The sequence below is a fragment of the Microbacterium timonense genome, assembly GCF_900292075.1.
GTDB classification, from domain to species: Bacteria; Actinomycetota; Actinomycetes; order Actinomycetales; family Microbacteriaceae; genus Microbacterium; species Microbacterium timonense.
The window spans coordinates 590780-616183 of the sequence record NZ_OLMV01000003.1 but is presented as its reverse complement, the minus strand read 5'-3'; the positions used below and the strand labels follow the sequence as shown (position 1 = coordinate 616183).

Annotated in this window: 28 protein-coding genes and 2 pseudogenes; 15 read left to right on the top strand and 15 right to left on the bottom strand. The window is 70.2% G+C overall.

What is annotated here, in order from left to right:
• Positions 1-255: 255 nt before the first annotated feature.
• Together C9992_RS18575 and C9992_RS12150 are read left to right on the top strand one after the other, a co-directional pair.
• Positions 256-900: pseudogene (locus C9992_RS18575) on the top strand (DUF998 domain-containing protein); the annotation flags it as partial.
• Positions 901-1034: 134 nt separating this feature from the next.
• Positions 1035-1655, top strand: a complete 621-nt coding sequence (locus C9992_RS12150; RefSeq protein WP_235008210.1) for an antibiotic biosynthesis monooxygenase — start codon at positions 1035-1037, stop codon at positions 1653-1655.
• A gap of 17 nt (positions 1656-1672) precedes the next feature.
• Here the strand turns inward: C9992_RS12150 and C9992_RS12145 are convergent, their stop codons facing one another.
• Positions 1673-2530, bottom strand: a complete 858-nt coding sequence (locus C9992_RS12145) for a hypothetical protein (RefSeq protein WP_106815827.1) — start codon at positions 2528-2530, stop codon at positions 1673-1675.
• A gap of 67 nt (positions 2531-2597) precedes the next feature.
• Here C9992_RS12145 and C9992_RS12140 point away from each other — a divergent pair, with 67 nt between their 5' ends.
• The 5 genes from C9992_RS12140 to C9992_RS12120 all read left to right on the top strand — a co-directional run bounded on the left by C9992_RS12140 (position 2598) and on the right by C9992_RS12120 (position 4872).
• Positions 2598-2936 (top strand): ArsR/SmtB family transcription factor, encoded by a 339-nt coding sequence (locus C9992_RS12140; protein WP_106815826.1) that lies wholly within the window; start codon positions 2598-2600, stop codon positions 2934-2936.
• Position 2937: 1 nt separating this feature from the next.
• On the top strand, positions 2938-3585 hold the full coding sequence (locus C9992_RS12135) for a dihydrofolate reductase family protein (RefSeq protein ID WP_106815825.1): 648 nt from the start codon (positions 2938-2940) through the stop codon (positions 3583-3585).
• A gap of 10 nt (positions 3586-3595) precedes the next feature.
• Entirely contained in the window at positions 3596-4069 is a 474-nt protein-coding gene (locus C9992_RS12130; protein ID WP_106815824.1) for an SRPBCC domain-containing protein, read from the top strand.
• Between the two features lie 9 nt (positions 4070-4078).
• Positions 4079-4318, top strand: a complete 240-nt coding sequence (locus C9992_RS12125) for a PLDc N-terminal domain-containing protein (RefSeq protein WP_106815823.1) — start codon at positions 4079-4081, stop codon at positions 4316-4318.
• Positions 4319-4407: 89 nt separating this feature from the next.
• A complete protein-coding gene (locus C9992_RS12120; protein WP_200826307.1) occupies positions 4408-4872 on the top strand; it encodes a GNAT family N-acetyltransferase in 465 nt (154 codons plus the stop codon).
• A gap of 672 nt (positions 4873-5544) precedes the next feature.
• Here C9992_RS12120 and C9992_RS12115 read toward each other — a convergent pair.
• The 6 genes and pseudogenes from C9992_RS12115 to C9992_RS12090 form a co-directional block, all read right to left on the bottom strand.
• A pseudogene (locus C9992_RS12115) lies at positions 5545-8709 on the bottom strand (efflux RND transporter permease subunit); the annotation flags it as partial.
• A 155-nt stretch (positions 8710-8864) separates the two neighbouring features.
• A complete protein-coding gene (gene crcB / locus C9992_RS12110; protein WP_106815821.1) occupies positions 8865-9239 on the bottom strand; it encodes a fluoride efflux transporter CrcB in 375 nt (124 codons plus the stop codon).
• Positions 9236-9649: a fluoride efflux transporter FluC gene (locus C9992_RS12105; protein ID WP_106815820.1), complete on the bottom strand. Its 414-nt coding sequence runs from the start codon at positions 9647-9649 to the stop codon at positions 9236-9238. Before C9992_RS12105 ends, crcB begins: the two co-directional genes overlap by 4 nt.
• A 56-nt stretch (positions 9650-9705) precedes the next feature.
• Positions 9706-10674 carry a DNA topoisomerase IB gene (locus tag C9992_RS12100; RefSeq protein ID WP_106815819.1) on the bottom strand — a complete coding sequence of 323 codons (969 nt, stop codon included), beginning with the start codon at positions 10672-10674 and terminating at the stop codon, positions 9706-9708.
• 55 nt (positions 10675-10729) lie between these two features.
• Positions 10730-10996, bottom strand: a complete 267-nt coding sequence (locus C9992_RS12095; RefSeq protein ID WP_106815818.1) for a DUF7218 family protein — start codon at positions 10994-10996, stop codon at positions 10730-10732.
• Between the two features lie 42 nt (positions 10997-11038).
• Positions 11039-11926: an SDR family oxidoreductase gene (locus C9992_RS12090; protein WP_106815933.1), complete on the bottom strand. Its 888-nt coding sequence runs from the start codon at positions 11924-11926 to the stop codon at positions 11039-11041.
• A gap of 232 nt (positions 11927-12158) precedes the next feature.
• Between C9992_RS12090 and C9992_RS18245 the strand changes: the two genes are divergently transcribed.
• Positions 12159-12323, top strand: a complete 165-nt coding sequence (locus C9992_RS18245) for a hypothetical protein (RefSeq protein WP_200826306.1) — start codon at positions 12159-12161, stop codon at positions 12321-12323.
• 82 nt (positions 12324-12405) lie between these two features.
• Here the strand turns inward: C9992_RS18245 and C9992_RS12085 are convergent, their stop codons facing one another.
• The gene (locus tag C9992_RS12085) at positions 12406-13182 is read right to left on the bottom strand and encodes a MerR family transcriptional regulator (protein ID WP_106815817.1); all 777 of its coding nucleotides are present in this window, start codon (positions 13180-13182) and stop codon (positions 12406-12408) included.
• 173 nt (positions 13183-13355) lie between these two features.
• Here C9992_RS12085 and C9992_RS12080 point away from each other — a divergent pair, with 173 nt between their 5' ends.
• Positions 13356-14285, top strand: a complete 930-nt coding sequence (locus tag C9992_RS12080) for a DUF4097 family beta strand repeat-containing protein (RefSeq protein ID WP_106815816.1) — start codon at positions 13356-13358, stop codon at positions 14283-14285.
• The gene (locus C9992_RS12075; protein WP_106815815.1) at positions 14285-14893 is read left to right on the top strand and encodes a PadR family transcriptional regulator; all 609 of its coding nucleotides are present in this window, start codon (positions 14285-14287) and stop codon (positions 14891-14893) included. Before C9992_RS12080 ends, C9992_RS12075 begins: the two co-directional genes overlap by 1 nt.
• A 94-nt stretch (positions 14894-14987) precedes the next feature.
• On the opposite strand, the gene C9992_RS12070 is transcribed toward C9992_RS12075, so the two are convergent.
• Entirely contained in the window at positions 14988-15527 is a 540-nt protein-coding gene (locus C9992_RS12070; protein ID WP_106815814.1) for a universal stress protein, read from the bottom strand.
• A 169-nt stretch (positions 15528-15696) separates the two neighbouring features.
• Between C9992_RS12070 and C9992_RS12065 the strand changes: the two genes are divergently transcribed.
• The gene (locus C9992_RS12065) at positions 15697-15894 is read left to right on the top strand and encodes a DUF3073 domain-containing protein (RefSeq protein ID WP_106815813.1); all 198 of its coding nucleotides are present in this window, start codon (positions 15697-15699) and stop codon (positions 15892-15894) included.
• A 106-nt stretch (positions 15895-16000) separates the two neighbouring features.
• Here the strand turns inward: C9992_RS12065 and C9992_RS12060 are convergent, their stop codons facing one another.
• The 3 genes from C9992_RS12060 to purM all read right to left on the bottom strand — a co-directional run bounded on the left by C9992_RS12060 (position 16001) and on the right by purM (position 20075).
• Positions 16001-17266 carry an MFS transporter gene (locus C9992_RS12060; RefSeq protein WP_106815812.1) on the bottom strand — a complete coding sequence of 422 codons (1266 nt, stop codon included), beginning with the start codon at positions 17264-17266 and terminating at the stop codon, positions 16001-16003.
• 165 nt (positions 17267-17431) lie between these two features.
• Positions 17432-18892 (bottom strand): amidophosphoribosyltransferase, encoded by a 1461-nt coding sequence (gene purF, locus C9992_RS12055; protein ID WP_106815811.1) that lies wholly within the window; start codon positions 18890-18892, stop codon positions 17432-17434.
• 34 nt (positions 18893-18926) lie between these two features.
• The gene (gene purM / locus C9992_RS12050) at positions 18927-20075 is read right to left on the bottom strand and encodes a phosphoribosylformylglycinamidine cyclo-ligase (RefSeq protein WP_268807190.1); all 1149 of its coding nucleotides are present in this window, start codon (positions 20073-20075) and stop codon (positions 18927-18929) included.
• Between the two features lie 164 nt (positions 20076-20239).
• Here purM and C9992_RS12045 point away from each other — a divergent pair, with 164 nt between their 5' ends.
• The gene (locus C9992_RS12045; protein ID WP_106815809.1) at positions 20240-20851 is read left to right on the top strand and encodes a zinc-binding alcohol dehydrogenase; all 612 of its coding nucleotides are present in this window, start codon (positions 20240-20242) and stop codon (positions 20849-20851) included.
• Positions 20852-20913: 62 nt separating this feature from the next.
• Here C9992_RS12045 and C9992_RS12040 read toward each other — a convergent pair whose 3' ends face one another.
• Both C9992_RS12040 and C9992_RS12035 read right to left on the bottom strand, forming a co-directional pair.
• Entirely contained in the window at positions 20914-21267 is a 354-nt protein-coding gene (locus C9992_RS12040) for an Asp23/Gls24 family envelope stress response protein (RefSeq protein ID WP_106815808.1), read from the bottom strand.
• A gap of 41 nt (positions 21268-21308) precedes the next feature.
• Complete coding sequence (locus C9992_RS12035) at positions 21309-21677, bottom strand: sterol carrier family protein (RefSeq protein WP_106815807.1); 369 nt, start codon at positions 21675-21677, stop codon at positions 21309-21311.
• 138 nt (positions 21678-21815) lie between these two features.
• Between C9992_RS12035 and purD the strand changes: the two genes are divergently transcribed.
• The 3 genes from purD (at position 21816) to lhgO (ending at position 25187) form a co-directional block, all read left to right on the top strand.
• Positions 21816-23090 carry a phosphoribosylamine--glycine ligase gene (gene purD / locus C9992_RS12030; protein ID WP_106815806.1) on the top strand — a complete coding sequence of 425 codons (1275 nt, stop codon included), beginning with the start codon at positions 21816-21818 and terminating at the stop codon, positions 23088-23090.
• Between the two features lie 152 nt (positions 23091-23242).
• The gene (locus C9992_RS12025; RefSeq protein WP_106815805.1) at positions 23243-23764 is read left to right on the top strand and encodes a hypothetical protein; all 522 of its coding nucleotides are present in this window, start codon (positions 23243-23245) and stop codon (positions 23762-23764) included.
• 103 nt (positions 23765-23867) lie between these two features.
• Positions 23868-25187, top strand: a complete 1320-nt coding sequence (lhgO, locus tag C9992_RS12020; RefSeq protein WP_106815804.1) for an L-2-hydroxyglutarate oxidase — start codon at positions 23868-23870, stop codon at positions 25185-25187.
• 18 nt (positions 25188-25205) lie between these two features.
• Here the strand turns inward: lhgO and C9992_RS18240 are convergent, their stop codons facing one another.
• Positions 25206-25364, bottom strand: coding sequence for a hypothetical protein (locus C9992_RS18240; RefSeq protein WP_200826305.1), 159 nt, complete (start codon positions 25362-25364; stop codon positions 25206-25208).
• Positions 25365-25404 lie beyond the last annotated feature (40 nt).

Genomic DNA, 25404 nt, shown 5'->3' with positions numbered 1-25404 from the left:
CGCGCGCCGGTGCCGTGGCGCGAGGCGACACGGCGCGAATCGCCGGCACGACCAGCGTAACGCCGTGGCCGAGACGGTTCGGTGAACCGAAAAAAACCTGGGCGAGCGTTCTCCAGGTTTGGCACGATACTGTTACGCTATGCGGCTTGCCGCTGAACTGGGGATTATGTCGTAAATATTTGCCGACGATCCCGGGGCTGGGATCTGGGGGATGTCGGCACCGGCGTACGTCGAACAAGACCGAACGTGAGCCGAATGACTCCCGCGACCCTCGCCGACGTAACCACCCGTCCTGCCACACCGGTGCCCGCCGACCCGGTGACTTCGACCGCGCCCGGGGCGCCTCGCACCCTCATCGTCCCCGCCACGCGCACGGTCGCGACGCTTGCCGAGACCGAGCCGGCGCGCCCCGCATCGGTGCCCGCCATCGCCCACGGCATCGGCCGTCTGGCGGTGCTCTCGCTGCCCGTCGGCGTGCTGCTGGCCGTGCTCACCACGCAGGACGGCACCTGGTGGCAACACCATTTCTCACAGCTGGGCACCTACTCCGACTTCTCCGGTCGCACGTTCAACACCATCGTGATGTTCTCGGGCTTCTTCCTGGCGGCATACGGTGTGCTCATCGCGGTGGCGCTGCCCTCCGGCATCCATCGTCGCGCCTCGCGCGCGTTCCGCGGGTCTCTCACGTCCGCAGGTCTGCACTTGACCGCGGTGGGTCTCGTCCCCATCCCGGTGAGCGCGGTCATGCACGACATCATCGCCAGCGGCCTGGGGCTGTCGTTCCTGGCGACGGTCGCGACCGGCCTCGCGATCCCCGGCCGCAGTCGGCGGTTCCGCCGGGCGACCGCGTTCTGCGTCGCCCTGCTGGCGGTGGGCATGGTCGTGTTGACCGCGGGTCTCATCACCCTCGCGCTCTTCGAGTTCGTCGCGTTCGTGACGATGGGCATCTGGCTGCTCTCGCTCCCTCGCGTCCTGGCGCACGCGCCTGCGGCCCGGCACGAAGAGGCACCGGTGCGGACCGGAGAATGGATGCCATGGCAGAACCCGTGGCCCACCCCATCACCGTCGCGATCGAGCGTCGCATCGATCCTTCCCGCACCGTCGAAGCCACGAGCTGGATGCAGGCGGGCACTGATCTCGCGACGGGCTGCGACGGCTTCCTGGGATCGGGGTGGGTCCGCGCGGGCGAAGGCAGCGACCTCTGGTACATGCTCTACCGCTTCCGTGACATCCCTACGCTCGAGGCGTGGGAGGACTCACCGCAGCGGGCCTGGTGGCTCGATTCCGGACGCGCCTTCGCGCGCGAGGTCCGCGTCGAGCGCCGCACCGGCATCGAGGGCTGGTTCGACGCTCCGTTCGCCGTCCGCATCGAATCGAGGCACGCGGATCATCCCGCGGCACCGGCCACCGGTCCGGTCCAGCAGCCCATCCCGTCGGCCCCGCCCCGCTGGAAGCAGGCGGTCACGATCTGGCTCGGGTTCTTCCCGACGAACCTCCTCGCGTCGTGGCTCCTCGGCTTCGTCCCCGGGTTCGCGGAGTGGCCACTGGTAGCGCGGGTCCTGCTGTCAACGGTGCTGCTCACTCCCGTCATGACCTACGCCGTACTGCCGTGGGTCACCCGGATGCTGCGACCCTGGCTTCAGCGGTCCGCGTGAGCGACGGAGGCGGCCGTTCAGGACCGCGCTGACCGCGTGTCGAGGTACACGCCGATCCGCTCGCCGTCGTAGACGAACTGGAGCGCGTTGCCGTCGCCGAAGCGCGAGCTCAGCGCTTCCGGCGCGTCGCTGCCGATCTCGAACTGCACGACGGCGGGAAATCCGCCGGCGCGACATCCCCCGTAGAGGTTTCCCTGGTACGACCACGTGTTCGAGTCGGAGTCCTCCTCGGGAAGCTGCTCGGTGGCCATGACGGCGAGGCAATCGCGGCCGTAGCCGGCGAAGCCGCTGGCGGTCTGGAAGAGCGTCAAGCCGTAGAACTCGAACACGTCGGAGCTGGGACCCGCGCCCATCCAGCCGGCCGGGACGGTGGCCAGGGGATCGGGCTCGAGGGTCGCGATCTGCGGCGCGCCACTGGAGACCGGGACCGGGGGCATGCGCATCACGGCGTAGGTGCCTCCGGCAGCCAGCGCTGCCGCGGCGAGCACAGACAGAGCCCAGAGAACCCCGGTGGGTGAAACCCGTCGCGTTCGGCGACGCCGTGCGGCATCCGCGGGGGCCGTCCCCTCGTCACCGCCCTGCGGCTCCGTCTCCGAGCCCGTGGTCCCCTGGTTGCTCTCAGCGCCGCCCTTCGCAAACCCTGGCAGCCGCGCGGAATCGCCGTCCTGCGACGAGGGCGGCTCGGCGTCCGGCGCCGGTTCCCACTCTGGCCCGCTGGCGTCGTCAGGCTGCGGCCGGCTCGGCACCGGCCCTGCGTGCAGCGTCTCCAGCTCATGGAGCCGGCGCAATGCGACCGGGTCCTGGTCGATGTCGGCATCGGGGCCGTACGCGCGAGCCCGCAGTTCGCGCAGTTCGTCGAGGGCGGCGGTGTCCATCTCGAGCATCGTCTCATGGACGCGGCCGCGGTTGACGCCTGGCGGCTTAAGCGGAATAGTTAGGCACGTGCCTAACTATTCCGCCGAGGTCGACGCGGTGCTCCGCGCCCTCGCGGATCCCACTCGCCGGGCGGTCATCGAGCGCTTGGCGAAGTCCCCGGCCGTCGTCTCCGAGCTCGCGGCGCCGTTCGCGATGGCGCTGCCCTCGTTCCTCCAGCACCTCCGCGTGCTCGAGGATGCCCGGCTGATCACGTCGAGCAAGCACGGCCGTGTGCGCACGGTGACGCTGCGGCCGGGCGGTCTGGACGTGCTTCATCTCTGGCTCGGGGAGCAGCGAACCCCGGCCGAACGGCAGGCCGACCGCCTCGGCATCCATCTGTCCCGCGCAACATCCAAGGAGTCCTAGCATGACCCGCGTCCGCGTCGACCTGTTCTCGTCCCTCGACGGATACACCGCCGCCCCCGACCCGTCGGCCGACAACCCCATGGGCGAGGACTGGGGTCCGCTCACCGCGGCGTACGCCGCCACCCGGACGTTCCGGGAGAAGGTTCTCGGCGACACGAGCGGCGCGGGAACGACCGGCATCGACGACGCGTACGCCTCGAGGTTCTTCTCGGGCACCGGGGCCGAGATCCTCGGGGCCGCCATGTTCGGTCTGCACGCGTTCCCCGACGACCCCGACTGGAAGGGCTGGTGGGGCGACCGGCCTCCCTTCGGCTACCCCGTCTACGTGCTCACGCACTCGGCTCCGCGGCCCTCCATCGAGATGGCGGGCGGCACGATCTTCCATTTCCGCAGCGGCGCGATCGAGGACGTCCTCGCCGAGGCGACCACCGCTGCGGCCGGGCTCGACGTCCGTGTCGGCGGCGGCGTGCGCACCGCCCAGGAGTTCCTGCACGCCGGACTCGTCGACGACCTGCACGTCGCCGTCGCGCCGATCATCCTCACCCGCGGCAACCGCGTGTGGGACGGACTTCGGGGTCTGGAGCACACCCACGATGTGACGACGGAAGTCGCCGAGAGCGGCACCATCCACGTCACCTTCACCCGTTAGGAGCTGCGCCATGACGATCGAGCATCGCATCGCCCACGCCGGCTTCACCCTGACGCGCGACTATCCCGTGCCCGTCGAGAAGGTGTGGCGCGCGTTCGCCGACGAGAACGAGAAGCGCAGCTGGTTCGGCGACGGTGACGCGTTCGAGCCCCGCGAGTGGGTGTTCGACTTCCGCGTCGGAGGCCGCGACATCGACGAGGCGCAGTTCCACGGCGGTCCGCTGTCGCGATACGAGGCGGTGTATACCGACATCGTCGAGAACGTCCGCATCGTCACGACGTACGACATGTGGCTCGACGGAATCCACATGTCGACATCGCTGGCGTCGTTCGAGTTCGAACCGATCCCCGAGGGGACGCGGCTGACGCACACCGAGCACGGCGCCTTCTTCGACCGCTTCTGGACCGACGCGCCCCGGCGCGAAGAGGGCTCGCGTGGCCTGCTCGAGGCACTGGGCCGCCATCTCGGCTCAGCACCGTCGTAGGTTGGAACCATGACCGACGTGCACAACCCACTGCTGCCCACCGGCTACGACGTCACGTGGTCGATGCTCACCGCGGTCGCGATCGCTTTGACCGTACTGGCGCTCATCCTTCTCGCCCGTTCGGCGCGGAGGCTGACGCCGTCCCAGGGGTTGCTGTGGACCCTGGTCGTGCTGCTGGTTCCCGTGCTCGGCCCCATCGCCTGGCTGACGATCGGCCGCCGCACAGCCCCCGCCGACGAGAACGGCTGACACCGCCCGGCCCCGCACCATGCCCACGTGCCGGCGCCGTGCAGTGGACCGCGTGCCCCCGCGCGTACCCGCGGGGGCAGAATGGCCATGTGACGAGCGGGGACCAGCTATCTGTCCGCGAGATTCAGCCGGGTGATGCGTCACTGCTCACGGATGCGTCCCCCTCGTGGGGGAGCATCGTACGACCGCTCCTGGCGGCGCGCGAGGCAACCACCGGGACCACGCTCATCGGGTTCGCGGGTGCTCTCCCGGTCGGTCTGGTCGAGCTCGTGTGGACGGATCCGGTCGAACTGCGGAACCTCCACGTCCTGCCGCCATACCGCGGCCGCGGCTACGGAACCCAGCTCCTTCTCGCGGCTGAGCGGACAGTCTCGCGGGCTCGGGTCTTGCGCCTCGCCGTCGGTCTCGACAACCTGGAAGCCCGCCGCCTTTATGAACGACTGGGATACCGCGCGACCGGCGAACAACAGACGGTGACCTACACGTATGTCGACAGCGCCGGCGTGGAACGACGGGCTACCGAGACGAGCGAATTCCTCATCAAACTTCTCTGACATCGGGGAGGATCAGCCCGCCCTCCGACCTGCCCTCGAGGGTGGGTCGCACTACGCCTCGAGGCGACCGTCGGGCGTGTCGGGTTCGGCCTCGGCGGCCCCGGCCGGCGCCTCGGGTTCAGCCGCGGCCGTCTCGGCGGGCACGTTCGCTTCCTGACCCGGTTCAGCCACGACTGCCGCATCCGGTTCGGCGGGATTCTGCGTCTCCCCGCCGTGCTCACGCTCGGAGCGAGCTTCGCCCTCACCATGTCCTGGTCGAGAGCTGCCATCGCCCACGACCTCGTCGGGCGCGCTCACGTCTGGCGACTCTGCCTCCCTCGATGCCACGTCCTCTGATCCCACAGACGCCACCTCCTCGGAAGCGGTCGCTTCCGAAGCGACCGCCTGGGCGTCCGCGGCGACATCGGTGCTCGCGTCGGTGACAGCACCAGGCGCCGCGTCGGGCGCGGCTTCGGCGACAGCCGGCTCAGCGACGGCCCCCGCCGGAGCGGGCTCGGAGGCGGAGACCTCGACGTCGGGGCCCTCCTCGATCGCGGGGACGGCGACGTCGGCGCTCGCGACGGCGATGGAACCGGTGGCGGCCTCCCGCTGCCGCCGCGCACGCCGCGTCTCGAACACCGGGACCGACCCGCCCGCCGCGACGCCGGCACCGGCGCCCGCACCGACGAGCACGCCCGCGGCCTCGGCATCCGTCCCGCCGCGCGGACCATCGGCGCCAGCGCCGCCGGAACCGCCGGGTCCGTCGTTGTCGTCACCCCCGTGGCGACGTGCGGTGCGGCGCTCCTTCGCCCCCTCCACGAGGTTGTAGAGGGTCGGGAGCACCAGCAGCGTCAGCACCGTCGACGACACCAGACCGCCGATGACGACGATGGCCAGCGGCTGCGAGATGAATCCGCCCTGTCCGGTGATGCCGAGCGCCATGGGCGTCAGCGCGAAGATCGTCGCCAGTGCCGTCATGAGAATCGGACGGAGTCGGCGCGAGCCGCCCGCGACCGTGGCGTCGTGCGCCGACAGGCCCTTCTCGCGGTACTGGTTCACGAGGTCCACGAGCACGATCGCGTTTGTCACCACGATGCCGATGAGCATCAGCACGCCGATGAGCGACGCGACACCGAGCGGCACGCCCGTGACGATCTGCAGCAGGATCGCGCCGGTCGCGGCGAACGGCACCGAGACCAGCAGCAGCAGCGGCTGACGCAGCGACTTGAAGGTGGCCACCATCACGATGTAGACGATGAGGATCGCGGCCAGCAGCGCCAGGCCCAGCTGCGAGAACGCGTCCTGCTGCTGTGTGACGACCCCGCCGAGGGCGGCGTCGGCTGCCGCGGGCAGGTCGGCGTCGGCGAGCGCCGTCGTGACCGAAGCCGTGGCGGTCTGCAGATCGTCGGTCGACGGGGTCACCGTGACCGTGGACGTGCGCTGCCCGCCCTCCGTGGTGATCGAGGTCGGGCCTTCACTCTCCTCGACGGTCGCGACCTGCTCGAGCGGGATCGGGCCGGTGGCGCTCGGCACCTGCAGCCGGCGCAGGTCGTCGATCGACGCCGGCGTCTCGGACGCCGCGAGGTAGACGGTGAGGGCCGTGTCGTCGATCTCGACCGTGCCGATCGACTGCGGCTGCATCGTGTTCGACACCAGCGCGCCGACCGCGACCTCCGAGAGGCCGAGCTCCGCGGCCTTGTCACGGTCCACGGTCACGGCGATGTACGGCAGCGAGGCCGACAGATTGCTCGTCACCTGGCCCACGCCGTCGGCTCCCTCGACGGCCGAGATGACAGCATCCGTCGCGTCCTGCAGTGTCGACGAGTCCGGTGCCGTGACGTCGATGGCGATGTCGGTCGAGCCGAACCCGCCGCCACCCGCAGCCACCGAGATCTCGCCCGCGTCGTCGAGGTCGGCGACCGCCTTCTGCACCTCTTCCCGGAGGGCCACCTGGTCGGCCCCGGGGTCGGTGGTGATCGAGTAAGTGATGCCGCTGCCGCCGCCCGAGAAGGCGTCGCGCAGAGCCGAGCCGCTCGAGCCGATCGAGACCTGCACGGTCTCGATGCCGTCGATACCGAGGAGCACCTCCTCGACCTGCTCCGCCGCGGCGCTCTCGGCCTCGAGGGAAGGCGCCGGGCCGATGTCCTGGGTCATCGTGAACGTGTTCTGGCCGGAGTCGCCGAGGAAGTTCGTCTTCATGAACGGCGCCGCGGCGATCGTGCCGACGAGCACGAGCACGGCGAGCACCAGGGTGATCCACGAGTGCTTGAGCGTCCAGCGGAGGATCGGCAGATACGACCTCTGCAGGCGGCTCGGCGGCGCGGCTGCGTCCTCCGGATCGACCGCGACGCCCTCGGCATCCAGGATCGGCTTGCCGGGCTTGAGGAACCAGTACGCGAGCACCGGCACGATCGTGAGCGCCACGAACAGCGATGCGGTCATGGCGATGGTCACGGTCATCGCGAACGGGCGGAACAGCTCGCCCGTGACGTCGCCGACGAACGCGATCGGCAGGAACACCGCGACGGTCACGATCGTCGACGCGGTGATGGCCGAGGCCACCTCGCGCACCGCCCGGCGGATGGAGGCGCCCTTGTCGGCGTCGCCGACGTAATGCCTCTTGATGTTCTCGATCACGACGATGGAGTCGTCGACCACGCGCCCGATCGCGATCGTGATCGCGCCGAGGGTCAGGATGTTCAGCGAGTAGCCGAACGCCTGCAGTCCGATGAACGTGATGAGGATGCTGGTCGGGATCGAGATCGCCGCGACCAGGGTCGAGCGGACCGACAGCAGGAAGATGAAGATCACGATCACCGCGAAGACGAGGCCGAGCAGCCCCTCCTTCGCGAGGGTGTCGATCGACTCCTGGATGTAGGGCGCCTGGTCGAACACGACCTTGAACTCGGCGCCGTCGAGCTTCTTCTCCAGCTCCGGCAGCACCTCGAGCACCCCGCGCGACACGTCGACCGTGTTGGCCGCGGGCAGCTTCGTCACCGCGATCGTGAGCGCCGGCTCTCCGTTGACGCGCGAGATCGTCGTGACGGGGTCGGCCTCTTCGACGACGGTGGCGACATCCCCGATGCTCTTCGGACCGGTGATGAACTGGTCGGCGGTCGACGGCACCAGGGGCAGCGCCGCGATCTCGTCGACCGACGAGATCTTCGCGCCGGTCTGCACCGTGAGCGTCTCGTCGCCCTCGGTGATCTCACCGCCCGGGAACAGCACGCCGTTCTGGTCGAGTGCGTCACGGATCGCCTGCTGGGTGTATCCCGCCTCGGCCAGCGCCGCCTGGTCCGGGGTGATCGTGACCCGTTGGCCCACTCCGCCGACGATCTCCGCGGCGTTGACGCCCGCGACATCCTCGAGATCCGGGATGACCGATGCCTCGAGCTGCGCCTGGATCGTCGCCTCGTCGTCGTAGCCGGTGACCGCCAGCTGGATCACCGGGAAGTCATCGATGCTCGCGGAGATGACGTTCGGGTCGACGCCGTCGGGCAACTGACTCTTGATGCGGTTGATGGCCTGCGTCATCTTCTGCTCGGCCGTCGCGAGATCGGTGCCGTAGGTGAAGGACGCCTGCACGATCGAGGCGTTCGTCGTGCTCGTCGCGGTCGTCGACTCGAGCCCCGGAATGCCCTGGACCGCGGTCTCGATCGGCACCGACACGTCGTTGCTGACCACCTCGGGCGAGGCGCCCGGATACGTCGAGACGACGATCAGCGCCGGGAACTCGATCGAGGGGATGAGCTCCTGTTTGAGGTTGGTCAGCGCAAGCCCGCCGAAGATGGCGGCGACGATCGTGATGAGCGCGATGAGCGCGCGGTTCTTGAGACTCAGGACGGCGAGGTTGGACACGGATGCCTTCGCTGGGTGAAGTGTGGCAAGGGGCGGTCTCGGTCCCCCGCTTCGCGCGGAGAGGCGCGACCCGGCGGTGAACCCGCACGATACGGAGATGTATCGATGTCAGTATTTCATGCGGTTCTCATGTGAACCGCCTGAGCGCGGGCACCTCACCCGGCCGTGAGCGCGCCACCCAGCAGCAGCCCGACACCGGCCGCGGCGGCGGCGGCCACGAGCGTTCCGAACAGGTTGAGCACGGCATCCCGCCGGCGACGGCGCTGAGCGAGGAGCACGGTCTCGACGGAGACGGTGCTGAAGGTCGTATACCCGCCCAAGAGGCCGAGCCCGAGCGTCATCGACCACTCCGGCGCCACCGCCGCGCCCAGGCCCGTCAGCAGGCCCAGCGCGAAGGAGCCCGACACGTTGACGACGAAGATGCCCCAGGGAAAGCGCGCCCCGCGCGGCGTGACGAGGCGATCCACGAGGTAGCGCAGCCCCGCCCCGGCGCCGCCGGCGAGCGCGGCCGCCAGCAGCCACCGGGTCACTGGGCGTCCTCCACTGCCTCGACCTCGCCGGGCACGTCGGCGATGCGGCGTCCGAGGAAGAGGCCGGCGATGGCTCCGGCGACGCCCGCGAGGACGGATGCCGCCGCCAGCCCGGCGGCGAGCCACGGCGTTGCCGCCCACCCGGCGAGCGCCACCGCGAATGCGCTGTATGTCGTGAAGCCGCCCATCACTCCGGTGCCGAGGAACGACCGGGTGAGCGGGTGCCGGTCGGCGAGCCAGCCCACGATGACGCCGAGCAGGAGCGACCCGACCGCGTTGATCGCGAGCGTGACCCACGGCACGACGGCCGGATCGGTGATCGGCATCACGATCAGCCCGCGAGCGAGCACGCCCACCGCACCCCCGGCGATCGTGAGCCCCAGCACGCGCGGATCGACGGGCTGGGCCATGCGTTCACGCTACTCCGGGCTGCGATTCGCCGAGGAAGCGGCGCCGCCTGCGGCCTTCAGCGGCCGGGCAGCAGCAGGGCGCGAATGGCGGACTCGGGGGTCTTCGACAGGTCGAGCAGATGGCCGTCGCGGTAGCGCGCGAACACGCGCGGGTCGATGTACGAGCCGCGGGCGACCGAGGGGGTGTTGCCGAGCGCTTCGGCGGTCGCCCGGACGGCCAGGACCTCGGCGCGCTTGAGATCGGTCTTGGTGTCGACGGTGCCGATGCGTGCCAGCGCGTCGGCGGCCAGGATGGTGCCGCGCAGGGTGCGGAAGTCCTTCGCGGTGAACCGGCCACCCGTCAGGGCCCGGACGTAGGCGTTGACCTCGGCGGGCGTGAGCGGAACACGTCGGCGGCCGCGGTCCCACGCGAGCAGCGGCGATCGCGGGCGGCCCGCTGCCAGCAGCTCGATCGCGGCGGCGAGCTCGGCGTCGTCGATCTGCAGCAGCTGACGCTTGCCGCTCTTGCCGGGAAAGGCGAAGGTGATGACGGATGCCTCGACCGCGGCATCCCGTCGCTGCAGGGTGGTCAGGCCGCGACTGCCGTGCGCGGCGAGGTAACGTTCGGACCCGATGCGCGGGGCGGCGTCGTCGAGCAGCCGGAAAGCGACGGCGAGCACCCGTTCGCGGTCGAGGGCCTCTCGTCGCAACGACGTCGTGACACGCGCTCGCGCGCGCGGGAGCGCTTCGGCGAGCGCGAGGGCGCGGGCGAACTTGCCGCGGTCGCGTCCGGCCGTCCAATCGGGGTGATAGATGTACTGGCGCCGCCCGGCGTCGTCGGTACCCACCGCCTGGATGTGCCCGTCCGCGCGCTCGCTGATCCAGACGTCCTGCCATGCCGGCGGGATCACCAGCTTGTGGATGCGCTCCAGGTGCCGCTGCGCCGGCGTGCGGCCCCTCGCATCGAGATAGCGGAACCCGGATCCCGACCTCACCCGGCGGATGCCGGGATCGACGAAAGGCCGCACGCGCGCGAGTCTCGGCATCCCCCACTCCCTTCGAGAAGCCCGGATGCCGGGTCCGCGGTCGCCGACGGCGGCGTCAGTGGTTGCGGATCATCGAGATGAGCTCGGACTTCTTCTTGCCCGAGTATCCCGTGATGCCGAGCTCCTTCGCACGTTTGCGCAGCTCGGGCACGGTGCGGTCGTCGTAGTCCTTGGCCTGGCCACCCTGCTTGCCGACGTTCTTGCGGCCGCGGCTGGCTGCCGCGTTCGAGATGCGCGCGGCCTTCTCCTTGGAGGCTCCGTCCTCGCGGAGCTCCTCGTACATCTCGCGGTCCTTCAGGTTCGACCCGCGTCGCCCTGGCATGGCATCCTCCTTCTCTCCTGTCGCGCCGGGAAGGCGCAGACGTCACAGTCCCTTCCCGCCGGTGACCGGCAGGATCGCACCCGACGTGTACGACGCGTGCTCACTCGCCAGGTACACGTAGGCGCCGGCGAGCTCCGCCGGCTGCCCCGCGCGCCCCAGCGGCGTGTCCTTGCCGAACGATGCGAGGCGCTCGGCGTCCCAGCCCGTCGCGGGGATGAGGGGCGTCCAGATCGGCCCGGGGGCGACCCCGTTCACCCGGATGCCCTTCGGGCCCAGCTCCTGCGCGAGCGCCTTGACGAACGCCACATGGGCGGCCTTGGTCATCGCGTAGTCGATGAGGCCCGGCGAGGGGTTGAAGGCCTGGACCGACGTGGTGACGATGATCGAGGAACCTGGCTTCAGGTGGGGGATGGCCGCTCGCGCCGTGAACATCGGCGCGTACAGATTGGTGCGGAAGACGCGGTCGAGCTCCTCGGTTTCGAGGTTCTCCAGACCGTTGCGGTCCTTCTGATAGGCCGCGTTCAGCACGAGGACGTCGAGGCCCCCGAGCTCGCTCACGGTGCGCTCGACGATCTCGGCGCAGAACGCCTCGTCTCGCAGGTCGCCGGCCAGCGGAAGCGCTCGAGTGCCCGCCTCGCTCACCCAGCGCGCCGTCTCGTCCGCGTCCTCCTGCTCCTCCGGCAGGTAGCTCAGAGCGACGTCGGCGCCTTCCCGCGCGAACGCGATCGCGACCGCTCTTCCGATGCCCGAGTCGGCGCCCGTGATGAGGGCGCGTCGCTCCGTGAGGCGGGACGCCCCGCGATAGCTGCGCTCACCGTGGTCGGGTTCCGGACGCGTCTCGTCGGTGAGTCCGGGCTGCTCCTGGTCCTGATCGGGAAAGCCCTCCGTGCGGTGCGCGGTCGTCGGGTCCTGGGGCTCGGATGTGCTCATGACGCGACCGTATGACGGAGCCCCGGCCGAGACATGGGGGTTGACCATCACGGTGAGTTGCCCTAGATCGGCCGGGCGCGCCCTCCGTCTTTCGCCCGTGCCCGCGGCGCTATCACCGCCGAAGGACGGTCGTCAACCCCCTGGGACGGCGGCACCACGGGTGCCACTGTCGATGCATGCCCCCGGGCATCCGATGCATCCCGTGCATCGGCGACGCAGAAGGAGATGCTCCATGAACCTCGCCCTGATCATCATCATCGTCGTCGCGATCATCCTTGCGATCGTCGGCGGCCTCAATTCGGCGCTGAGTTGGCTGCTGTGGGTCGCGATCATCGTCGGCGTCATCGCGCTGATCGCGTTCCTGTTCAGGGTGATCAGCGGAAACCGCAACACCTGATCGCCGACAGCCGGATCAGACGACGGATGCCGCGTCCCGTGTGGGACGCGGCATCCTCGCTGTCGGGGATCACCCGGACGCGCTAGAGATTGGCCTCCGCGTAGATGCGGAGCGTGTCGCGGACGAACTCGGCGCCCTGCGTGCCGCCCTGGCTGGTCGCGTAGTTCGCACCGAAGCGCGGATCAGCCACGTACATCTCACCGAGACCGAGGACGTACGCCTTCACGTCGCCACCGGGCACGGCCGCGGGCGTTCCCGGGATGCCGGTGAGCCACTCCACGTGACGCTCGGCCAGCGCCTGCGCTTCGTCGGACTCGGGCGCGATCCCGGACTCCGCCGCGGCGATCCAGTCGCGGCCCAGGTCCGAGACGCGTTGCTGCCACGCCGCCTTCTCCTCGGCGGTCATGGACCGCCACCAGCGGTCGCTGTCGGCGTACGCCTTCTTGCCCCAGCGCTGCTCGACCTCGTCCTTGTACTTCGTGTGGTCGAAGCCGTCGAACATGTTCTCTGCCATCAGTCGTTCACCTCCTCTCATCGCACTGATCGTGGACTCGACCGACGCGATCTGCCGCTCCAGACGGTCCTGCTCCTGCCGCAGCCACGCCAGATGCGCCTCGAGCGCCGGCACCTCCTCGCTCTCGCGCTCGATGACCTCGGCGATCTGCGGCAGCCTCAGCCCGAGCTCGCGCAGCAGCAGAATGCGCTGCAGGCGCACGAGCGCGGCCTGGTCGTAGTACCGGTACCCGTTGTGACCGGTGCTCGACGGCGGCAGCAGTCCGATGTCGTCGTAATGGCGCAGCGTCCGGCTCGTGGTGCCCGCAAGCTTCGAGATCTGCTGGATGGACCATTGCTCGGCCATGACGACCTCCTTCCTGTGTTCGTCGTCGCTGACCACGCTATAGGTTGACGCAACGTAAAGGTCAAGCGATCTTTCGAAGAAGTTCTTGACGAAGTCGCGATATATCGTGTTACCCTTCCATTACGCGATATATCGCGATGAAGACCACCCCGAGAAATACAGGAGAAGCAGTCATGACCCTGGAGAAGTGGATCATCCACCCGGGCGAGACACGCGTCATCGACATCGAGACCGTGCGCACCCTCAAGATCGGCCTCGTGGGCGGTCAGGTCGATGTGATCGCCCACGACGAGCCCGGCATCCGGATCGAAGTGCACGAGGTGACCATCAAGGACCTGCGCATCGAGGTCACCGACGATCACGTCGAGATCGACCATCCGCAGTTGCGGTGGGACAACTTCCTCGAGGTGTTCCGCAACTTCACCGCCACCGGCCCCAAGGCCGAGATCAGCGTCGCCGTACCGCGCGAGGTCGCCCTCACCCTGGGTGTCGTGAGCGCCAATGCGCTGGTGGCCGGTCTGAACGCCGGCGCCTCGCTCAACACCGTCTCGGGCGACATCATCGTCGACGGGCTCAACGGCGACCTGTCGGTCAACGCCGTCTCCGGAGACGTCCAGGTGCGCGGTCTCGTCGGTGGGCTGAACGCCAACAGCGTGTCGGGCGACGTCGCGGCGACCGGCACGCTCCGCAAGGCGACCATCGACACCGTCTCGGGCGCGATGCTCGTGGACTCGGCCGGCGACATCCTCTCGGTCGGCCTCAACACCGTCAGCGGCAACGCCACGGTGCGTCTGGACGAGGGCTACCCCGCCAACTTCGTCATCCGCAGCGTCAGCGGCCGCGTCCAGGTGGACGGCGTCGTGCGCTCGGGCACCGGCACCGGCCCCACGACGAACTACTCCGGGTCGGTGGGCGAACTGAGCGGCAGCTTCGCCGACGTGCGGGCGCACAGCGTCTCGGGCGATGTCACCGTGCTGCGACGTGCCGCCGAGACCGTGCCGGATGCCGCATCCTCGGTCAGCGGCGCCCCGGCCGATGCTCCCGGCATCGATCAGACGCCAGCCGGTGAGGCGGCGTCCGGCTTCGACGGAGGCGAGCTGTGATGGCTCCGGTCTTCTCGCACGGCGACCTGCGCCTGTACCTGCTGAACCTGCTCGATGAGGGGCCGCGTCACGGCTACGACATCATGCAGGCCCTGTCCGATCGCACCGGGGGCACCTACACCCCGAGCGCCGGCACCATCTATCCCCGGCTGGCCAAGCTTGAAGAGGAGGGTCTCGTGACCAAGACTGTCGAGGGCCGCAAGACGGTCTACGAGATCACCGAGGCCGGCCACGCCGAGGTGCAGTCGCGAGCCGGTGAGCTCGAGGGCATCGAGGCGGGTCTCGCCGACTCGGTGCGACTGATCGCCGAAGAGGTGCGTGGAAGTGTGCGCGAAGCGATGAAGAGTCTGCGCGCCGACCTGGCCGCGGCGTCCCGCGAAGAGCGCGAGTCGACGCGCCAGCAGGCACGCGAGGACGACCCCCGCGTGCGCAGCCGCGAGCAGCTGCAGCGGCTGGACGTGCTCGTCAACACGTTCCGCGCGAACCTGCGCAGCGACGCCCGCACCCACGTCGCCCGCGGCGGCGAACTGGCGGCGGCGGTCGTCGACCAGGTGGCCACGGAGCTCGACCGGGTCGCGCGCGACGTGACGCGCGCCCTCCGCGGCTGACGCTCCCCGGCCCGTTCCGCCTCCCGGCGGGGCGGGCCGGGTCGTCGGTCGGCGAGTGTGCGGGCTGTGGCCCCAGGTCTCTGCGTCTGCTCGCTCAGGCCGGCCAGATCTCCTCGTCGTCCGGGACCGGCTCACCCAACGGCACGACGAGGATCGGGCGGTGCTGACGATGAGCCAGCCGCACGCCGACGGAGCCGGTGAAGAACTCGCGCACCGACTCACCGAAGCCCCGTTTGCGCGTCCCCACCACCAGCAGCCGGGCATCGACCTGCTCGGCGAAGTGCTTGATCGCCATCGCGGGGTCGCCGACGAGCTGACGCACCGTCCAGTCGACGCCTGCTTCGGCGAGGACGGATGCCGCGGCATCCTGCACCTTCGTGAGCTCTCCCTCGCCCGCTGCGATGTTGAGATCGATGGGCGCTGAGTGCACATACCCGTCGGGGTCTTCGTAGGTGACGAAGCGCGTGACGTCGACGTGCACGACCGCCAGGGGAGCGCCGAGAAGCTTCGCGTAGCGAGCAGCCTCCTTCAGCACACGCGGCGACTGGTCGGGGATGACGCCGGCCACGACCGCGCCGCGCAGGCTCTCGTCGCTCGCCGCGCCGCTGTCCGGCTCGGATGCCTCATCGGTCATATGCCCGCACTCCTTGCGCACCGGTGGGGTCGGAGCCGCCGGGGTGCGGGGGCTCCGTGTTATCCTGAATGCTACTCTTACCGGTTCGAAGCCGGATTCGTGAATGCCCGGGTTTGCGCGGCTCAGAGCCCGCAGAAATAGCCCGCGACTCTAAATGAGGGGGTCTCGCATGGGGCGTGGCCGTCAGAAGGCGAAGCACACCAAGATCGCTCGCGAGCTGAAGTACGACACGTACAACGTGAACTACTCCGCACTCGAGCGCGAGCTCGGCCACCCGTCGAACGACGACGAGTACGTCGACAAGTGGGCGGATCAGTACAACGACGAAGACGAGGACGAGACCTCGCCCGTCTCGTCACAGGCCTAGGCCTCGACCCGTCGCGCCGGCCCGGCTCAGCCGGGATTTCGGCGACCGCCGGTTGCGCGCGGGCTCTGCCGGGCGCGAGGCCGGGTGGACGCCGCTCGACGGGGCGTCACCACGCGCCGTGGCGACGCTCCCAGTCGTCCTCGATCGTGTGCGGTCGGGCCGCCACGACGCCGGCGGGAATCGCCGCGGCGACGACGATCGCCAGGATGATCAGCGGCGCCGTCCACGAGTCGGTCGCGTCGTGCAGCAGCCCGATGCCCACCGGGAACAGCGCGGCGATCGCATAGCCGCCGCTCTGCACGAATCCGCTGAGCGCCACGGCGCCCTCGTGCGTCCGGGTGCGCAGGCCCAGCAGCACCAGCACCAGGGGGAACAGCAGCGGCGCGAGCCCCACCAATCCCACCCAGAGCCACGGCGCCACCGTGGGGACGAACAGCAGACCGGCCAGTCCGACGAGCCCGGTCGTCACCGCGATGCCGAACAGCAGGCGCGTCGCGTTCCGGCGCGTCACGAGCAGCGGCACGACGAGGGATGCCGGAAGCCCCATGAACCCGAACAGCGACAGCAGGGCCCCGGCCGTCACCGGCGCGACGCCGGCGATGTCGACCAGCATCTTCGGCATCCACGCGAACGACGTGTAGGCGACGGTGCTCGACACCGCGAACGAGATGAGGAGCGCCCAGGCGAGCGGCAGACGCCACATCCGCCCGAAGGCGCGGGGGCTGGCCTGCTCGACCTCGTCGTCGGCTCCGGGCGAGGTGCGCGCGGCTCGGTCCGCGCGGGCGTCGGCGGCACGGCGGACCGCCAATCCGATCCACGGCACCATGGCCACCAGGGCGAAGACGGCCCACAGGCCGAGAGAGAAGTGCCAGTCCGCGGCATCCGCCACGGGCACCGCGATGAGCGGCGGTACGAACGTCGCGACGGACATGGTCGTCGAGAACACCGTGGTCATGAGCCCGATGCGATCGGGGAAGTAGCGCTTCACCAGCGGCGGCAGCAGGATGTTGCCGGTGCCGACGGCGGCGAACACCAGCGCTGTTCCGGCGAGCAGCAGTCCTGAGTTGGGCGCCAGGCTGCGCGCGACGAGGCCGACCGTCACGACCGTCATCGCGGCGACGGCGAGCCTCTCGAGGCCGAACCGGCGCTCGAGGGCGGGCGTGAGCAGGCCGAAGATCGCGAAGCACACCGGCGGCGCGGTGCCGATGAGGCCGACCACCGCTGCGGGAAGCTCGAAGTCGGCGGCGATGTGGTCGAACAGCGGCGACAACGAGGCGACGGCCGACCGCAGCGAGAACGCGAACAGCACGATGCCGAGAAGGGCGAGGGTGCGTCCCTGCCAGAGCGGACGGGCAGGGGGCGACGACTTCACTCGTACCACCCTATGGCCGCCGAGCGACGCCCCGGCGCATGCGACCCGGTCCCCGCCCACCGCGCTCTGGCGCCGGGCTTCAGGTGGCGCAACACGCCGCAACGCCCGCCGCGACACCGCGTGTCGTGACACCCGAACGGGCACGCGTCGTCGTCGGGGCGCGCGTCAGCTCTCCTGGGAGCCCTCCACCCATGCGAGGTACTCCTCGGTGACGGTGCCGGTGATGTAGCGTCCGTCGAAGCAGCTCATGTCGAGGTCCTCGATGTCGGATCCCTCGAGGATCGCGGCCTTCAGGTCCTCGACCTCCTGGTACACGACGAAGTCGGCGCCGAGCTCCTCGGCGATCTCGGGGATCGTGCGACCGTGCGCGACCAGCTCGTGACGCGACGGCATGTTGATGCCGTACACGTGCGGGTAGCGCACCGGCGGCGCGGCGGAGGCGAACGTCACGCTCTTGGCCCCGGCATCCCGGGCCATCTGGATGATCTCCTTCGACGTCGTGCCGCGCACGATGGAGTCGTCGATGAGCAGCACGTTCTTGCCCTTGAACTCGCTCGACATGGCGTTGAGCTTCTGTCGCACGCTCTTCTTGCGCACCGCCTGGCCCGGCATGATGAAGGTGCGACCGACGTAGCGGTTCTTGTAGAAGCCCTCGCGGTACTCGATGCCCAGCTTGCGGGCCACCTGCATCGCAGCGGGGCGCGAAGAGTCCGGGATCGGCATCACGACGTCGATGGCCTCACGCGGCGTGTGCTTGGCGATGGTCTCGGCCAGTCGGTCGCCCATGCGCAGCCGCGCCTCGTACACCGAGATGCCGTTCATGACGGAGTCGGGGCGCGCCAGGTACACGTACTCGAACGAGCACGGCACGAGCTTCGCATCGGCCGCGCACTGGCGGGTGTGCAGGTTGCCCTCGAGGTCGATGAAGACCGCTTCGCCCGGATCGACGTCGCGCACGATCTCGAACTCGCCGTTCTCGAGCACGAGCGACTCGCTCGTCACGACCCACTCGTAGTGCCCGTCTTCGTGCTTGCGCGTGCCGAGGATGAGGGGACGGATGCCGAACGGGTCGCGGAACGCCAGCAGACCGTACCCGGCGATCAGGGCGATGGCGGCGTACGACCCCTCGACCCGCTCATGCACCCGGCTGACCGCCTGGAAGACCTGGTCGGGATCGAGCTCGAGTCCCGAGATCGACGCCTGCAGCTCGTTGGCGAGCACGTTGACGAGCAGCTCGGTGTCGGAGCTCGTGTTGAGGTGACGGCGATCCTTGTGGAAGAGCTCCTGCGTCAGCTCGCGCGTGTTGGTGAGGTTGCCGTTGTGCACGAGGACGATGCCGTACGGGGCGTTCACGTAGAACGGCTGCGCTTCCTCCTCGTTGGATGCCGTCCCCTTCGTGGCGTAGCGCACGTGGCCGAGGCCGATCTCGCCGAGGAGCGCGCGCATGTCGCGCGTGCGGAACGACTCCCGCACCTGGCCCTTGACCTTGTGCATGTGCACGACGCCGTTGCGCTCGGCGGTCGAGATGCCGGTGGAGTCCTGACCGCGATGCTGCAGGAGGAGGAGCGAGTCGTAGATCTCCTGGTTGACCGACCCGCGGCCCACCATCCCGACGATTCCGCACATGGGTGTTGCTTGCCTTCGTTCGTCCGTGCCGGGCTCAGCGAGCCGTCTGGTCTGCGTACGCGCCGACGAGACGCACCGCGCCGCCGTCGACGCCCTTGGCGCCCTGCTCCCAGTCGCCGTCGGGGCGCGCTCCTTCGCGCACCACTCCGACCTGCCAGGTGTCGATGCCGCCGCGGGAGAGAGCGGATGCCGCGGCCGCCGCCTTCTCGGGAGCCATGACCACCAGGAAGCCGACGCCGAGGTTCCAGGTGCCCTCCGTGGACGGCAGGTCGAGGTCGCCGAGCTCGGCGAGGACGCGGAACACCGGCGGCGGCGACCACGTCGACCGGTCGACCTCCGCCCAGGTGCCCTGCGGCAGCACGCGCGCGAGGTTCGCCGCGATGCCGCCACCGGTGACATGGCTGAGCGCGTGGATGCGGTCGCCCTGGTCGGCGATGAGCTGCAGGAGGGGCTTGGTGTACAGCCGGGTGGGCTCGAGGAGGGCCTCGCCCCAGGTCGTTCCCAGATCTGCCGCATTGTCGCCGTACTGCACTCCGGCGCCCGCGACGATGTGCCGCACGAGCGAGTAGCCGTTGGAGTGCAGGCCCGAGCTGGCGAGGGCGAGCACCACGTCGCCGTCGCGGACGCGGTCCGCGCCCAGCACGCGGTCGGCCTCCACGACGCCGGTGGCGGCGCCGGCCACGTCGTAGTCGTTGACGCCGAGCAGGCCGGGGTGCTCCGCCGTTTCGCCGCCGATGAGGGCGGTCCCGGTCTCGGCGCACCCGGCGGCGATCCCACGGACGATGTCGGCGATGCGTTCGGGGAACACCTTGCCGCATGCGATGTAGTCCGTCATGAAGAGCGGCTTGGCACCCACCACGACGATGTCGTCGACGACCATGCCGACGAGGTCCTGACCGATGGTGTCATGCTTGTCGATGGCCTGCGCGATGGCGACCTTCGTGCCCACGCCGTCGGTGCTGGTCGCGAGCAGGGGCTTGTCGTAGGCCTTGAGCGCCCCGGCGTCGAAGAGCCCGGCGAACCCGCCCACACCGCCCAGCACCTCGGGCCCGTGCGTGCGGCGGACGGCCGACTTCATCAGCTCCACGGCGAGGTCGCCCGCAGCGGTGTCGACGCCGGCAGCGGTGTACGGGTTCACGGGGTTTCCGGTACGGGAAGGGGCATCGCGTTCGGATGAGGCCACGACGACCAGCCTACCGGCGGCCCACCTGGGCGGATGCCCGATGTCCCGCCCCTGCGAAGGGCGTTGCGGTCGCAGGAGGGGCGGGTGCGGCATCCAGCCCAATCGCGCGCATCGGCCGCCGTGTGCCGGGCGCGACGTCGACGGCCGGAACTAGAATGACGGGTATGGGCGGCGCCGGTGCTCCGGAGTGGCTGATCCGCGAAGACGCTGGTCAGCCGGTGCTTCTCGCCCTCTATCTGCGCCAGGTGCTCGGCATCCGCTCTCCGGAGGAGCTTCCGCACTTGCGCGGCATCGCGCCCCGGGCGAACGACCGCTCCGAGGAGGCGCAGGCGGCCCTGGAGCGACAGTGGCGCGAGTACTGGGCCATGACGGTCGAGCCGCAGGCGCACCCGTCGCCGGTCCCACTGGAGCTGGTGGACGGCTTCGACATGATGCTCGCGCTGCCCGTGGAGGGGTGCGATGAGCTGCGCCACGCGTTCGTCCCGCACGCGCGTGAGGCCATGGCGTTCGCCCAGTCGGCCGCGGAGCGTTACCGCCGCGAGGCGTCGCACAGCACCGGCACGGTGTATCGGGCGTACGCGGGCGCCATCGCCGAGCACGAGCGCCAGGTCGGCCGGCGGGCGCATTCGTTCGAGCTCAATGTGCAGGTGCTGCCCTTGACGCAGCGGGGCGTGTGGTGGATCGGGTCGCTCACCATCGCGGTCACCGACGGTCTGCGCGGGGATGTCGCGGCCTTCGACGCGGCGATCCACCCGATCATCGCCGAACTGGCGTAAGCCGCCGCGCGGGATCGCGTGGATGTGCCGTCACACGCGTGCGGCGTACCGGGGCGCGCTGCTCAGTGACCGGGTCCGTGCCCGTTCGTGCCCGGCTCGGGGTCGACGTGGACCGACGAGTGGTCGACGGTCACCTCGTGGGTGCGACGGCGCGACCGCCGATCCAGGATGAGCGCGAGGATGCCGCCCAACGCGATGCCGATCGGCGCGCACAGCAGCAGCAGGAATCCGAACACCTGACCCTGCGAATACTCCAGGCCCGTGTTGGGGCTGGGCTCGGCGGTGCCGTTGAACGCGAAGGTGAGGATCATCGCGACGAGGATGCCGAGAGCGGCCCCCGCGATCAGGAACACCGAGATCTTCGGTGCACGGCGCATCCGCACGTTCTCGATCCGGTCCTGGCTGTGCTCGGGCATGCGTCCATTGTCCCACTCGCCCGGGACCCGTGGTGGGTTGCTCAGGGGCGCAGGGGCAGCAGGTGCGAGATGTCGGCACGCGTACCCGAGGCGCTGATGCGGCCCGCGGTGGCGGCATCCGTCCACTTCTGCGCACCGGTCGCCAGTGCGATCCATGTCGCAGGGTCCGTCTCGACGACGTTGGGCGGCGTGCCTCTGGTGTGCCGCGGCCCCTCGACGACCTGCACCGCACCGAACGGCGGTACCCGCACCTCGACCGAGTTTCCGGGCGCCTTCTCGGCGAGGAGCTGCAACAGGTACCGCACGGCGGTCGCGTTGGCGGTGCGGGAGGGCGGGATGGAGGCCGCAGCCGCCGCTGCGACCGCGTCCAGCGCGGCGCGGCCATCCTCGGTCGAGATCTTGCGAGCCACTCCTCCACGCTACGCGTCAAAGCGTCGGGCTCGATCCGCAATATCGGCACCGGCAGAGGCCGCAGACGACGATCGAGCCCGACGCTTTCACGCCGGAAGCGCCCGAAGCCGCCGAAAGGCCGCCGGTAGGCTGGGCCCGTGAAGATCCTGGTCCTCGGCTCGGGCGCGCGAGAGCACGCCATCATCCTCGCGCTGCGGTCGGAGGAGGCCGAGCACGAGATCTTCGCGGCCCCCGGGAACGCGGGCATCGGGCAGGACGCTCAGCTGGTCGCCCTGGATGCCAACGACCCGGTCGCCGTCACGGACTTCGCGATCGAGAACGACATCGCACTCGTCGTCATCGGCCCGGAGGCGCCGCTCGTCGCGGGGGTCGCCGACGCCGTGCGGGAGCGCGGCATCCCGACCTTCGGACCCGGCAAGGCGGCCGCGCAGCTCGAGGGGTCCAAGACGTTCGCCAAGCGGATCATGGATGCCGCGGGCGTGCCCACCGGACGCGCAGTCCGGGCGCACACGCGAGCCGAGGTCGAGGCGGCGTTCGACGAGCTCGGTGCTCCGCACGTGGTCAAGGCGGACGGGCTCGCCGCCGGGAAGGGCGTCATCGTGACGTCCGATCGCGAAGCGGCCCTCGCCCACGCCGACGAGTACCTGCCCTCGGGCGCGGTGCTCATCGAGGAGTTCCTCGCGGGACCCGAGGTGTCGCTCTTCTTCCTCAGCGACGGCGACCACGTGCTTCCCCTCAGCCCGGCTCAGGACTACAAGCGTCTGCTCGACGGCGACGCCGGCCCCAACACGGGCGGCATGGGCGCATACTCGCCGCTCCCGTGGCTGGACGGCAGGTTCGGCAGCGAGCAGGAGTTCGTCGATCTGGTCACGCGTGACATCGCCGAGCCGGTCATCCGCCAGCTGGATGCCGAGGGCACGCCGTTCATCGGGCTGCTCTACGCGGGGCTGATCCTGACCGACTCGGGGGTGAAGGTCATCGAGTTCAACGCTCGCTTCGGCGATCCCGAGACGCAGGTGGTGCTTCCTCGCCTGGTCGACCCGCTGTCGGAGCTGCTGCTGGCCGCGGCATCCGGCCACCTCGAAGACCACCCTCGGCCGGCGTTCGCCGATGATGTCGCGGTGACCGTGGTGCTCGCGAGCGAGGGGTATCCGGCGGCGCCCGTGACCGGCCGGCCGCTGACGGGGCTGCGCGAAGCCGCGTCGGTGCCAGGGGTGCACCTCGCCCACGCCGCGACCGCCGAGTCCGACGGCGGCCTGGTCGCCACGGGTGGGCGCGTGCTCAATGTCGTCGGCGTCGCCACGACCTTCGCCGACGCCCGCGGCCGGGTCTACCGCGCGCTCGGAGAGATCGGGCTCGAGGGTTCCCAACACCGCACGGATATCGCCGCCCGCGTCGCCGAAGGACTCTGACGGCGCCGACCGCCCGAGGTCCTGGCACTCGCCGCGAGGACGGGATGCCGCGACCCGACGTCACCCGAAAAGGGGACAGCGCACGCCCCGCCGCGTCGGTTAGGTTCTGAGGACGCAGCGACGGCGCTCTCGCGCCGGAAGGGGACGGAATCGTGAACCGCCGTACCTCTCTCGTCACCGTCATCCTCGCGATGGCCATCGCCACGCTCAGCGCGTGCGGGACAACCGCGCCGGGCACGAGTCGCACGTCCGGCATGACGCCGACCCCGACGCCCACCGCCGCCTGCCCCGAGCAGCCGGGTGTCGAGTTGCCGCCGGAGTGCGCACCCTACGACCCCGACGCCGCGATGGCGCAGAACGACCTCTACCGCCAGCGCATCGAGATGGACGAGGCGTCCAAGGCGGCCGGCGCCGCCCTCTTGGCCGATGCGACGGCGGCACTGCAGTCGCTGCAGGCCGGCGGCGGATCCGTCACCGGTGAGAGCGTGCGCGCCGCCCTCGAGCAGGCCGGAGCGGCGGACGTGCAGATCCGTGAGGGGGCGGGCGACGTGCTGTTCGGCGCCGCCGCGCCGGGAGGCGGCTGCGTGTACGGCGACATCGACGGCCCGACCGGCGTCCTCACGATCGACCTCGGCGGGATCATCATGGACGGCGGCTGCCTGCCGGCGCAGTGAGCCGCGCCGGCGACCCCGCGCCCGGGGTCGTCGCGCGCACGTTGCCGGCTCTCCCGACGGCGCTTCTACACTCGGGTGAGGACAGCGGCGGTGAGGACGCAGTATGGGGAAGACCGGAATCGTCGGCGGGGGGATCGTCGGGGTGGCGCTGGCGCGTGCGCTGAGCGCGCGCGGCGATGAGGTGACGGTGCTGGAGAAGGAGTCGCGGCTCGCGCAGCACCAGACGGGCCACAACTCGGGTGTGGTGCACGCCGGCCTGTACTACAAGCCGGGGTCGCTGAAGGCGACGCTGTGCGCGGCGGGGCGGGTGTCGATCCGGGAGTTCTGTGAGGAGAAGGGGCTGCCCTACCGGGAGGTGGGCAAGCTCGTCGTCGCGGTGGACGAGACCGAGCTGCCGGCGCTTGCCGAGATCGAGCGGCGGTCGCTGGAGAACGGGGTGCCGGATCTGGCGCGCGTCGACGATCCGGCGCGGATGCGGGAGATCGAGCCGCACGTCGCCGGGGTCGCGGCGGTGCATTCCCCGCACACCGCCGTCGTCGACTACGCGTCGATCACCGAGGCGATGGCGCAGGACGTGCGTGCCGCGGGCGGGCACATCCGGCTGGGTCACGAGGTGACCGCGATGGCGGTGGAGAACGGCCGGGTGCGGGTGGTCACGCCGGTGTCGGAGGACGTGTTCGACCGGGTGATCGTGTGCGCCGGGCTGCAATCTGACGTGGTGGCGCGGTTGGTGGGAGCTGACCCGTCGCCGAAGATCCTGCCGTTCCGGGGCGAGTACTGGGAGCTCGCGCCCGAGCGCACCGGCCTGGTGAAGGGGATGATCTACCCGGTGCCCGACCCCCGGTTCCCGTTCCTGGGTGTGCACTTCACCCGTGGCGTGTACGACAACGTGCACGTCGGTCCCAACGCCGTACCGGCGCTCGCGCGGCAGGGGTACACGTGGCTGCAGTGGTCGGCGAAGGACACGATCGAGTCGCTGCGGTGGCCGGGCGCCTGGCCGCTGGCCAAGCAGCACTGGCGGATGGGCGTGGACGAGATCTCGGGGTCGCTGATCAAGCCGCTGTACTACCGCAAGGCCCGCCGCTTCATCCCGGAGCTGCGCTCCTCCGACCTGACCCACAAGTCCGCTGCCGGCGTGCGCGCCCAGGCGTGGGGCCGCGCCGGCGAGCTCCTCGACGACTTCGCCGTCGACCAGGTCGGACCCGTCACGCTTCTGCGCAACGCCCCCTCACCGGCCGCGACAAGTTCCCTCGCGATCGCCGATTACGTCATCGAGCACTACCTCACAGCGCCGCGCGACCTCAGCGCGCCGCGCACCACGGCGCCGAGCCCAGACAGCAACGTCGGCGCCGCGGCTGGGGCCACGCGCGGCGCCGACGTCCAGAGGTCGACCCGGGAGGATGAGGTCTCGGAGCGCCTCTGAGACCCGAGCTTGGGGGACTCAGGTCTGGCGTCGAATGAATCGCATCAGCCAGGCGATCACGGCGATGATGATGATCACCAGGCCGATCCACAGCAGGAACTTCGCCGCCTCGATGAAGACACCGAACAGCAGCAGCACGATTCCGATGATGAGCAGGATCACTGCGAGGGCTGTCATGGAGGCTATATTCGAGGCGTCGCCCGCCGATGGCCAACCG

What these genes read in the sequence shown, in the direction of transcription:
- C9992_RS12150 (WP_235008210.1), top strand. Translation starts at nt 1,035, where the DNA reads ATGGCAGAACCCGTGGCCCACCCCATCACCGTCGCGATCGAGCGTCGC.
- C9992_RS12145 (WP_106815827.1), bottom strand. Translation starts at nt 2,530, where the DNA reads ATGGACACCGCCGCCCTCGACGAACTGCGCGAACTGCGGGCTCGCGCG.
- C9992_RS12135 (WP_106815825.1), top strand. Translation starts at nt 2,938, where the DNA reads ATGACCCGCGTCCGCGTCGACCTGTTCTCGTCCCTCGACGGATACACC.
- C9992_RS12130 (WP_106815824.1), top strand. Translation starts at nt 3,596, where the DNA reads ATGACGATCGAGCATCGCATCGCCCACGCCGGCTTCACCCTGACGCGC.
- C9992_RS12125 (WP_106815823.1), top strand. Translation starts at nt 4,079, where the DNA reads ATGACCGACGTGCACAACCCACTGCTGCCCACCGGCTACGACGTCACG.
- C9992_RS12105 (WP_106815820.1), bottom strand. Translation starts at nt 9,649, where the DNA reads ATGGCCCAGCCCGTCGATCCGCGCGTGCTGGGGCTCACGATCGCCGGG.
- C9992_RS12100 (WP_106815819.1), bottom strand. Translation starts at nt 10,674, where the DNA reads ATGCCGAGACTCGCGCGCGTGCGGCCTTTCGTCGATCCCGGCATCCGC.
- C9992_RS12095 (WP_106815818.1), bottom strand. Translation starts at nt 10,996, where the DNA reads ATGCCAGGGCGACGCGGGTCGAACCTGAAGGACCGCGAGATGTACGAG.
- C9992_RS12090 (WP_106815933.1), bottom strand. Translation starts at nt 11,926, where the DNA reads ATGAGCACATCCGAGCCCCAGGACCCGACGACCGCGCACCGCACGGAG.
- C9992_RS18245 (WP_200826306.1), top strand. Translation starts at nt 12,159, where the DNA reads ATGAACCTCGCCCTGATCATCATCATCGTCGTCGCGATCATCCTTGCG.
- C9992_RS12085 (WP_106815817.1), bottom strand. Translation starts at nt 13,182, where the DNA reads ATGGCCGAGCAATGGTCCATCCAGCAGATCTCGAAGCTTGCGGGCACC.
- C9992_RS12080 (WP_106815816.1), top strand. Translation starts at nt 13,356, where the DNA reads ATGACCCTGGAGAAGTGGATCATCCACCCGGGCGAGACACGCGTCATC.
- C9992_RS12075 (WP_106815815.1), top strand. Translation starts at nt 14,285, where the DNA reads ATGGCTCCGGTCTTCTCGCACGGCGACCTGCGCCTGTACCTGCTGAAC.
- C9992_RS12070 (WP_106815814.1), bottom strand. Translation starts at nt 15,527, where the DNA reads ATGACCGATGAGGCATCCGAGCCGGACAGCGGCGCGGCGAGCGACGAG.
- C9992_RS12065 (WP_106815813.1), top strand. Translation starts at nt 15,697, where the DNA reads ATGGGGCGTGGCCGTCAGAAGGCGAAGCACACCAAGATCGCTCGCGAG.
- purF (WP_106815811.1), bottom strand. Translation starts at nt 18,892, where the DNA reads ATGTGCGGAATCGTCGGGATGGTGGGCCGCGGGTCGGTCAACCAGGAG.
- C9992_RS12045 (WP_106815809.1), top strand. Translation starts at nt 20,240, where the DNA reads ATGGGCGGCGCCGGTGCTCCGGAGTGGCTGATCCGCGAAGACGCTGGT.
- C9992_RS12040 (WP_106815808.1), bottom strand. Translation starts at nt 21,267, where the DNA reads ATGCCCGAGCACAGCCAGGACCGGATCGAGAACGTGCGGATGCGCCGT.
- lhgO (WP_106815804.1), top strand. Translation starts at nt 23,868, where the DNA reads ATGGGGAAGACCGGAATCGTCGGCGGGGGGATCGTCGGGGTGGCGCTG.
- C9992_RS18240 (WP_200826305.1), bottom strand. Translation starts at nt 25,364, where the DNA reads ATGACAGCCCTCGCAGTGATCCTGCTCATCATCGGAATCGTGCTGCTG.